At 57.9% G+C, this 8,835-nt stretch carries 10 protein-coding genes; 4 read left to right on the top strand and 6 right to left on the bottom strand.

The genetic code is table 11. The annotated features are described in order from the left end of the window. Positions 1 to 190 precede the first annotated feature (190 nt). From ACI2JR_RS06085 to ACI2JR_RS06070, 4 genes are all read right to left on the bottom strand, one after another. Positions 191 to 670, bottom strand: coding sequence for a type III secretion system chaperone family protein (locus tag ACI2JR_RS06085; RefSeq protein ID WP_132727690.1), 480 nt, complete (start codon positions 668 to 670; stop codon positions 191 to 193). An 88-nt stretch (positions 671 to 758) separates the two neighbouring features. Next, on the bottom strand, positions 759 to 1,661 hold the full coding sequence (rimK, locus tag ACI2JR_RS06080) for a 30S ribosomal protein S6--L-glutamate ligase (RefSeq protein WP_462478101.1): 903 nt from the start codon (positions 1,659 to 1,661) through the stop codon (positions 759 to 761). Positions 1,662 to 1,773: 112 nt separating this feature from the next. Then, a complete protein-coding gene (gene nfsA / locus ACI2JR_RS06075; RefSeq protein ID WP_462478100.1) occupies positions 1,774 to 2,496 on the bottom strand; it encodes an oxygen-insensitive NADPH nitroreductase in 723 nt (240 codons plus the stop codon). Further along, the gene (locus ACI2JR_RS06070) at positions 2,480 to 2,770 is read right to left on the bottom strand and encodes a YbjC family protein (protein WP_132727698.1); all 291 of its coding nucleotides are present in this window, start codon (positions 2,768 to 2,770) and stop codon (positions 2,480 to 2,482) included. The genes nfsA and ACI2JR_RS06070 overlap by 17 nt, the downstream gene beginning before the upstream one ends. Positions 2,771 to 2,976: 206 nt before the next feature. On the opposite strand from ACI2JR_RS06070, the gene ACI2JR_RS06065 reads away from it, so the two are divergent. Then, entirely contained in the window at positions 2,977 to 3,240 is a 264-nt protein-coding gene (locus ACI2JR_RS06065) for a GrxA family glutaredoxin (RefSeq protein ID WP_004859945.1), read from the top strand. A 6-nt stretch (positions 3,241 to 3,246) separates the two neighbouring features. Here ACI2JR_RS06065 and ACI2JR_RS06060 read toward each other — a convergent pair whose 3' ends face one another. Beyond that, entirely contained in the window at positions 3,247 to 3,630 is a 384-nt protein-coding gene (locus ACI2JR_RS06060) for an inner membrane protein YbjM (RefSeq protein WP_132727701.1), read from the bottom strand. Positions 3,631 to 3,896: 266 nt separating this feature from the next. Here ACI2JR_RS06060 and ACI2JR_RS06055 point away from each other — a divergent pair, with 266 nt between their 5' ends. After that, complete coding sequence (locus ACI2JR_RS06055) at positions 3,897 to 5,582, top strand: aspartate:alanine antiporter (RefSeq protein WP_132727704.1); 1,686 nt, start codon at positions 3,897 to 3,899, stop codon at positions 5,580 to 5,582. Positions 5,583 to 6,093: 511 nt separating this feature from the next. Here ACI2JR_RS06055 and ACI2JR_RS06050 read toward each other — a convergent pair. Beyond that, complete coding sequence (locus ACI2JR_RS06050; protein ID WP_132727706.1) at positions 6,094 to 6,648, bottom strand: TetR/AcrR family transcriptional regulator; 555 nt, start codon at positions 6,646 to 6,648, stop codon at positions 6,094 to 6,096. A 160-nt stretch (positions 6,649 to 6,808) separates the two neighbouring features. Here ACI2JR_RS06050 and ACI2JR_RS06045 point away from each other — a divergent pair, with 160 nt between their 5' ends. Both ACI2JR_RS06045 and ACI2JR_RS06040 read left to right on the top strand, forming a co-directional pair. Further along, positions 6,809 to 8,011: an MFS transporter gene (locus ACI2JR_RS06045; RefSeq protein ID WP_132727709.1), complete on the top strand. Its 1,203-nt coding sequence runs from the start codon at positions 6,809 to 6,811 to the stop codon at positions 8,009 to 8,011. Then, positions 8,011 to 8,823, top strand: coding sequence for a Cof-type HAD-IIB family hydrolase (locus ACI2JR_RS06040; protein ID WP_462478099.1), 813 nt, complete (start codon positions 8,011 to 8,013; stop codon positions 8,821 to 8,823). The genes ACI2JR_RS06045 and ACI2JR_RS06040 overlap by 1 nt, the downstream gene beginning before the upstream one ends. The last annotated feature ends 12 nt before the right edge of the window (positions 8,824 to 8,835 follow it).

Genomic DNA, 8,835 nt, shown 5'->3' with positions numbered 1-8,835 from the left:
AGCCAGAATAAGAGGCTATAGCCCAGCTAAAAAAACGCCTTTTATCAATTTTTTAGGCAATAACGGTCTACGTGATAAGCCAAAAGCGGCAGAATAGCGGTGAAAAATTCCGTAAGGAAAGGTTAATAGCAGAATAAAAGCGCGTAATACGCAGCCGCTATGGTAGTGGCTGCGCTATTCATCGACAGGTTTAGTGAAGAAAATGGTGCTGAATATCCTCAGCGGCGTACTCTTCCTCTTCGGCTTTATACAGCACCTGATTGGCCGCCGCTTCGAGGATAACCATCGAGATCTGCTCTTCGCTCTGGCGCACAAACCAGCCAAACTGTTCAAAGGAGATACCAACGCCAACGGACAAGGCCTGGCACACCACCAGTTTTGGCAGATTATCATCCTGAATATCGAGGAAGGCTTTTACGGTCAATGAACTGGCATTAATCGCCGAGAGATCCGCAGCCAGCGGCAGCAACGCCGAAGGCTTCACTTCCGCAAGGGCGGAAAAGAGCACCACGTTGTCAACCAGATCGAGCTTAGCATCAAAAATGCCGTCGAAATTCTGCATATGCGGCAGGTGCAATGCCTGGCAGGAATCACATTCAAAAAAGCTGATGCCTAATTCGTCGAGCCAATGACGCAGCGTATCCAGACCCGGAACGACCAGTGAATCCATATGACCTGTGACCTCTTACTGTGGAAAAACGACGCCATAGCTTACGCAAAAAACGCGGCGCATACCATGAAAGTGTATCCGATGCGGATTATCCGCCCATTTTCAGGCAAAATTCCGGCGTCGCCTGACACTCAATCCAGGCGATCATTCGCCCGGCAATATCTATCCCGGTGGTGGTTTCAATACCTTCCAGGCCTGGTGAAGCGTTGACCTCCATCACCAGCGGCCCGCGGGTCGCCCGCAGGATATCAACCCCGGCGACGTCCAGCCCCAGGGTTTGCGCAGCCCGGATGGCCATCTCCCGTTCCTGCTCGCTAATGGTCGCGACGGTTGCCACGCCGCCACGGTGCAGATTAGAGCGGAAATCGCCCTCTTTCGCCCGGCGCTCAATCGCCGCCACGACCTCATTGCCGACCACCAGGCAGCGAACATCCCGCCCTTTCGCCTCCGCGATATACTCCTGAACCAGAATATGCGCGTTCAGGCCGCGGAAGGCGTCGATCACGCTCTCCGCCGCCTGCCGCGTCTCCGCCAGCACCACGCCGATGCCCTGGGTGCCCTCCACCAGTTTCACCACCAGCGGCGCGCCGCCGACCATGGCGATCAAATCGCTGGTATCGTCCGGAGAGTGCGCAATGCCGGTCAGCGGGAGATCGATCCCCTGACGCGCCAGCAGCTGCAGCGAACGCAGCTTGTCGCGGGCGCGGGTGATCGCCACCGATTCATTCAGCGGATAGCTGCCCAGCAGTTCAAACTGACGCAGCGCGGCGGTGCCGTAATAGGTAATCGCGGAGCCGATGCGTGGGATCACGGCATCGAAATGCGGGAGCTGGCGGCCTTTATAGTGAATCGATGAGGCGACAGGGCTCACGTTCATATAGCAGGATAGCGGATCGAGGATTTCCACCTGATGGCCGCGCTGGTGCGCGGCTTCGCGCAGGCGACGACATGAATAAAGCGTTCCATCCCGGGATAATATGGCAATTTTCACCCTGCACCTCTGCAACAAGGCCCGCTCCGGCGGGCCTGCAATATGTTAATTGCGCCACGACCGCCCTGTCCAGCGAATGACGGGACGGCAAGCAGGTGCAGTGTACACGCAATCAGCGCGTTGCCCACCCCTGCTTATGCAGATATTCGAGAATAAACGGGCGACTTTCTTTAATGATAGTGCGACGGATATGGTCGCTCCAGGTATCGCGGCGCGCGTTGCTGCCGCGCGACAGATAGTACTGCGCCATCTGCTCGTCATACTGCGCCAGAACCGCATCATCCACCGGCTGATAGGCATTTTCATGCACCAGCAGCGCCGCAGGCATACGCGGTTTCACGTCCGGATCATCGGCCGGCCAGCCCAGGCACAGGCCAAACAGCGGCAGCACGTGCTGCGGTAGCTTCAGCAGCTCGGTCACCGCTTCGATGCTGTTGCGGATCCCGCCGATATAGACGCCGCCGAGCCCCAGCGATTCTGCGGCAACCAGCGCGTTCTGCGCCATCATTGCGGTATCCACCGCCCCCAGCAGCAGCTGTTCGGCGAGCCCCAGCTGGGCGTCCGGGCAGATTTGCAGCAGGCGGTTAAAATCGGCGCAAAATACCCAAAATTCTGCCGCACGCGCGACGTGCTGCTGCCCGCCGCTCATCGTCACCAGCTGTTGGCGAAGCTGCGGATCGGTGACGCGAATAATTGAGCTGCATTGTAAAAAACTGGAGCTGGAGGCTCCCTGGGCGCTGGCGATAATGGCCGCGCGCTGTTCATCGTCGATCGGCGCATCGGTAAAGTGGCGAATGGAACGGTGGCTGCGCAGCAGATCAATGGTCGGCGTCATCTCGTTGTTCTCTGTCTGGTGGTGAAGAAGGTGTTTTTTTCGTTTGCGTCAGCTGCGGCGCGACGATCTTTGCCATTCGCCACATTAAGGCGATAGCGGCTGGCAGCATCAGCAGGATGCCGAGGAAAATCATCAGCAGAGCGGCCGTCGGGCCGGAAAACGGCGCGGGCAGGCGCAAATACTGGTTCAGCGAGAGCCAGGCCAGGGTCAGCAGCACAATGCCAATAATCTCTACCAGCAGAACGCTTTTGGGCAAAATGGCGGGCGATCGTATAACTCTCCTCCGGTCAATGTGGGCCGCGCGATCGATCGGCCGATCGCCGCGTAGCAGGGACAGTATAGTGATTTAACCACGAAGACATTTATCAAACATAGCCTTAAACCATCGGAGAAAAAGGCAGAACCTTCTTTTACTCACCGGCATAACGGGGCATCATAGCCGCCATTCGCCATCCGGCTGAGAGTTTAAGGAGAGAAAGCATGTTTACCGTTATTTTTGGTCGTCCAGGCTGCCCGTATTGCGTTCGCGCCAAAGAGCTGGCGGAAAAACTGACCAACGAACGTGATGATTTTAACTACCGCTACGTGGATATTCATGCTGAAGGCATCAGCAAGAGCGATCTGGAAAAGACCGTAGGTAAGCCGGTTGAGACCGTGCCGCAGATCTTTGTCGATCAAAAACATATCGGCGGCTGCACGGATTTTGAAGCGTGGGCGAAAGAGAATCTCGGTCTGTTCGCCTGAGCCGGCTCATTCCTCTGACGAGTGCTTGCGCCTGGTGTCTAACCAGGCGCAGATAAACAAAAAGCACAACGCCCCCAGCGCACACCAGAATACCGCACTAAATAACCACGCCAGCTGTTGCCAGAACGTACGTTGCGTCGCAAAAAAAAGCCGCATCACCAGCAGGCAGACCGGGGCCGCCAGAATAGCTCCCGCCAGCGGGAGCATTACCCGTCGCCCTGGCGAGAGGCAGCTTGCAGCCGCGCCGGGCAACAGAAAAAAAAGCAGCCCGACCTCAGGATTGCCACCGGCGCGAAAGACGCCTTTCATATGCAGTAACAGCGATAAGCACACCACAATAAACAACAAGAACCCGCAGGTAATACCGATCCAGGCACGCTCAGATTTCACAACATCCTCCTGATTCTGCCTCCAACCCATTTCATTTCGTCCAGTCAGATAAAGCATTCCGGCAATCCATGCCAATTTGGCCCCGTCGAGGTAAAAAAGATTGTGACTAGCCGCAGCATCCAGGAAGGATTAAACTACCGACTCTATTTTTACCGGTTATAACGGGATGCCAGAATAGGGTTCGGGACAACGCGAACACTGGAGCAACCTTAGACCAAATAACCATTTCCTTCAACAACTTACTAGTAAATGAGAAGTTGGCTTTCGTGAATATAAACGTCGCAGATTTGTTAAACGGGAATTACATCCTGTTATTATTCGTTGTACTTGCCCTCGGGCTTTGTCTCGGGAAACTGCGCCTCGGGTCGGTACAACTTGGTAATTCTATTGGCGTTTTAGTGGTTTCATTATTATTAGGCCAGCAGCATTTCAGTATTAACACTGATGCGCTAAATCTGGGCTTTATGCTGTTTATTTTCTGCGTCGGCGTCGAAGCTGGCCCCAACTTTTTTTCTATTTTTTTCCGCGACGGCAAAAACTATCTGATGCTGGCCCTGGTGATGGTTGGCAGCGCGATGCTGCTGGCGTTAGGGCTGGGTAAACTGTTCGGCTGGGACATCGGCCTGACGGCGGGGATGCTCGCCGGGGCGATGACCTCAACGCCGGTGCTGGTGGGCGCGGGCGATACGCTCCGCCATTTTGGCCTGCCCAGCGACCAGCTGGCGCTGTCCCTTGACCACCTGAGCCTCGGCTACGCCCTGACCTATCTGATTGGCCTCGTCAGTCTGATCGTCGGCGCTCGCTATATGCCGAAGCTGCAGCATCAGGATCTGCAAACCAGCGCCCAGCAAATCGCCCGTGAACGCGGGCTCGATACCGACTCTAAACGCAAAGTCTATCTGCCGGTGATCCGCGCCTATCGCGTCGGCCCGGAGCTGGTGGCCTGGGCTGACGGGAAAAATCTGCGTGAGCTGGGGATCTATCGTCAGACCGGCTGCTACATCGAACGTATTCGCCGTAACGGGATTCTGGCGAACCCGGATGGCGATGCGGTACTGCAGAAAGGTGATGATATCGCGCTGGTGGGTTACCCGGACGCGCACGCCCGTCTCGACCCCAGCTTCCGTAACGGCAAAGAGGTTTTCGACCGTGACCTGCTGGATATGCGCATCGTCACCGAAGAGATCGTGGTCAAAAACCATAACGCCGTAGGCCGCCGCCTGGCGCAGCTGAAGCTGACCGACCACGGCTGTTTCTTAAACCGCGTCATTCGCAGCCAGATTGAGATGCCGATCGACGATAACGTGGTGCTCAACAAGGGCGACGTTTTGCAGGTCAGCGGCGATGCGCGGCGGGTCAAAACCGTCGCCGATCGCATTGGCTTTATCTCGATCCACAGCCAGGTCACCGACCTGCTCGCCTTCTGCGCCTTCTTTATCGTCGGGCTGATGATCGGGATGATCACCTTCCAGTTCAGCTCCTTTAGCTTCGGCATCGGTAACGCCGCGGGGCTGCTGTTCGCCGGGATTATGCTCGGCTTCCTGCGCGCCAACCACCCGACCTTCGGCTACATCCCGCAGGGGGCGCTGAATATGGTGAAGGAGTTCGGTCTGATGGTGTTTATGGCCGGCGTCGGCCTGAGCGCGGGATCCGGCATCGGGCACGGTCTGGGGGCTGTCGGCGGCCAGATGCTGGCGGCGGGTCTGATTGTCAGCCTGGTGCCGGTGGTGATTTGTTTCCTGTTCGGCGCCTATGTGCTGCGCATGAACCGCGCGATGCTGTTTGGCGCGATGATGGGCGCGCGTACCTGCGCCCCGGCGATGGAAATCATCAGCGATACCGCGCGCAGCAACATTCCGGCGCTGGGCTATGCGGGAACTTACGCGATTGCCAACGTGCTGCTCACCCTCGCGGGGACGCTGATAGTCATCATCTGGCCAGGGCTACAGTAAATATTTCAGAAAAAAATGGCGAGAGGCAGAACTTTTCTCTCAGGCATCAGTCATAAGTAGTGCCACTGCTTTTCTTTGATGTCCCCATTTTGTGGAGCCCATCAACCCCGCCATTTTGGTTCAAGGTTGATGGGTTTTTTGTTGCCTGCCATCTGCGTGCAGAACAATCCTCCCAACCCTGCTCAACCTCGCCTGCACAGGCTGTTCACTTTCCGTTGCCAGATGCCCAATCGCGGACGCCTTGCCCCCGGCATTTGCATCCCCCGATTATTGCCCGTACTTTTGACGGACCCAGACCGCTGAGAGGAAACGCGATGCTGGCGCAAACCAAGGTCGCGGTTATCTTCGGCGGGAGCGGCGCACCTGGCAGCGCCGCGGCACATGTCATGGCCGCGAGGGGCGCGGATCTATCCCGGCGCGCGCAACCAGAATAAGCTGGATCGGGCTGCCCGCGAAATCTGTGCGGCGCGCGCGGGCGACGGACCGGTCAATGCGCATGACGCGCTGCGCGCTATGGCGCGTTCGCCTCTCCCGCCAGGCGTCCGACCATCAGGCGGATGGCCTGCTTAGAGAGCGGCGCGCTATCGGTGACAAAATGCAGGGTCATGCCCTCGATAAACGCATCCAGTCCACGAGCCGTTTCCGCTGCAAACCACTGCTCCAGCGTTTGCTGACTGCGCCGCATCCAGTGCTGCATTACCGCCTTCAGCGCCGGCTGGCTGCTGCAAAACGCATACAGCTGATACATCAGCTCCATATTTCGCGCGGTGGTCACCTGGGCGCTGAAGATCAGCTCAGCAATCGCATCACACGCCTCTTCACGGCTGCTGACCGTGGTAAAAAACTGCTGATACTGAGCCGACATCTCGCGGGTAAAGAGGCGAAACGCCTCTTCAATCAGCGCTTCAATGCCGCTGAAATAGTAGGTCAGCGAACCGAGCGGAACTTCGGCGCAGCTGGCGATTTTACGGTGGGTTACCGCGTGAATACCGTGGGCGGCGATGGTATCCAGGGTCGCTTGCAAAATGCGCTCCCGGCGCTGCGGGTCGTTCGGTCGACGGGCCATATCTTTCCTCTTATTGGCAGTCATTCGCGCTGCGCTCCGGCGGCAATGCCGTTGCCCGGGCCATGCTGGCGTTGAGGGAACGGGCATTCCGAAGAATATGTACAAATGTACACAACCTTGCTACTGTTGTCTCCATCTTCTCATTCACTGACGTTAACGGATGACAACGCAAACCTCCCGCAGAGCCCTGCGGCTTCGGCTGTGGGCACTTTTTATGTTCTTCTTTATTCCCGGTTTATTGATGGCCTCCTGGGCCACCCGTACGCCGGCGATCCGCGATCTGCTGACGCTATCGACGGCGGAAATGGGTATCGTCCTGTTTGGTCTGTCGATTGGCTCGATGAGCGGTATTCTCTGTTCTGCGTGGCTGGTTAAACGCTTCGGCACCCGCAAAGTCATTCGCACCACCATGTCCTGCGCAGTCGTAGGTATGATGGTGCTCAGCCTGGCGCTGTGGCTCACCTCCGCCGCCCTGTTTGCCTTCGGTCTGGCTATTTTTGGCGCCAGCTTCGGCTCGGCGGAAGTGGCGATTAACGTCGAAGGCGCCGCCGTTGAGCGGGAAATGCATAAAACCGTCCTGCCGATGATGCATGGGTTTTACAGCTTCGGCACGCTGTTCGGCGCCGGGGTAGGTATGGCGGTGACCGGCTTTGGCCTGCCCGCCGCGCCGCATATTCTGCTGGCGGCGCTGGTGGCGATCGCGCCGATCGCTATCGCCATTCGCGCCATTCCGGACGGCACCGGCCAGAACGCGCCCGAAACCGCCCATCACGAAGCAAAAGGTCTCCCGGTGTGGCGCGATGTCCAGCTGCTGCTGATTGGCGTGGTGGTGCTGGCCATGGCCTTTGCGGAGGGGTCCGCCAACGACTGGCTGCCGCTGCTGATGGTTGACGGCCACGGCTTCAGTCCGACCTCCGGCTCGTTAATTTACGCCGGCTTCACCCTCGGGATGACCCTCGGTCGCTTCACCGGCGGCTGGTTTATCGACCGCTACAGCCGGGTTACGGTGGTCCGCGCCAGCGCCATCATGGGGGCGCTGGGCATCGGTCTGATCATTTTCGTCGACAACCCGTGGGTGGCCGGTATCTCCGTGCTGCTGTGGGGACTCGGCGCCTCGCTCGGTTTCCCGCTGACCATTTCTGCCGCCAGCGACACCGGGCCGGATGCGCCGAAGCGCGTCAGCGTGGTGGCGATAACCGGCTACCTCGCCTTTCTTGTCGGGCCGCCGCTGTTGGGCTTCCTCGGCGAACATTTCGGCCTGCGCAGCGCCATGATGGTGGTGCTGGGTCTGGTGCTGGTGGCTGCCCTGGTCGCCCGTGCGGTGGCCAGGCCACAGCATGAACCGGTCATGGAGAACAATTGATGAGCATTAAACTGATTGCAGTCGACATGGATGGCACCTTCTTAAACGATGCCAAAACCTATAATCGCCAGCGCTTCCTGAGCCAGTATCAGCGGATGCGCGAGCAGGATATTCGCTTCGTGGTCGCCAGCGGCAACCAGTATTATCAGCTGATTTCGTTTTTCCCGGAAATTGCCCACGAGATTTCCTTCGTCGCGGAAAACGGCGGCTGGGTGGTGAGCGCCGGAGTTGACGTCTTCAACTGCCAGTTACCGAAGGACCATTTCCACACCGTGGTCGACTACCTGTACACGCTGGAAGATATTGACATTATCGCCTGCGGCAAACGCAGCGCCTGGACGCTCAATCGCTATAACGACGCGCTGAAGACGGTTGCCGCGAAGTACTATCATCGCCTGCAGTTGGTGGATGATTTTGCCGCGATTGACGACGTGATTCTGAAATTCGGCCTCAACGTTCCCGACCGGCTGATCCCGCACCTCCAGCCGCAGCTGCATGCCGCATTAGGCGCTATGGTGACTGCCGTAGCCACCGGCTACGGCAGCATCGACCTGATCATTCCCGGGATCCACAAGGCCAACGGCCTGCGCATTCTGCAGGAGCGCTGGGGCATTGATAATCATGAAGTGGTCGCCTTCGGCGACAGCGGAAACGACATCGAAATGCTGCAACATGCCGGGTTTGGTTTTGCGATGGCCAACGCCGCCGCGCCGGTTAAAGCCGTCGCCGGATACGATGCGCCGCATAACAATGAAGAAGGGGTACTGCACATTATTGATAAAGTGCTAAATCGCGAAGCGCCGTTTGCCTGATGCCGGCCGGGT

This window comes from Klebsiella sp. NPDC088457, assembly GCF_044900465.1.
Classification (GTDB): Bacteria; Pseudomonadota; Gammaproteobacteria; order Enterobacterales; family Enterobacteriaceae; genus Klebsiella.
This window is presented reverse-complemented; position numbering and strand designations above follow the sequence as displayed.

What these genes read in the sequence shown, in the direction of transcription:
- ACI2JR_RS06085 (WP_132727690.1), bottom strand. Translation starts at nt 670, where the DNA reads ATGGATTCACTGGTCGTTCCGGGTCTGGATACGCTGCGTCATTGGCTC.
- nfsA (WP_462478100.1), bottom strand. Translation starts at nt 2,496, where the DNA reads ATGACGCCGACCATTGATCTGCTGCGCAGCCACCGTTCCATTCGCCAC.
- ACI2JR_RS06065 (WP_004859945.1), top strand. Translation starts at nt 2,977, where the DNA reads ATGTTTACCGTTATTTTTGGTCGTCCAGGCTGCCCGTATTGCGTTCGC.
- ACI2JR_RS06050 (WP_132727706.1), bottom strand. Translation starts at nt 6,648, where the DNA reads ATGGCCCGTCGACCGAACGACCCGCAGCGCCGGGAGCGCATTTTGCAA.
- ACI2JR_RS06045 (WP_132727709.1), top strand. Translation starts at nt 6,809, where the DNA reads ATGACAACGCAAACCTCCCGCAGAGCCCTGCGGCTTCGGCTGTGGGCA.
- ACI2JR_RS06040 (WP_462478099.1), top strand. Translation starts at nt 8,011, where the DNA reads ATGAGCATTAAACTGATTGCAGTCGACATGGATGGCACCTTCTTAAAC.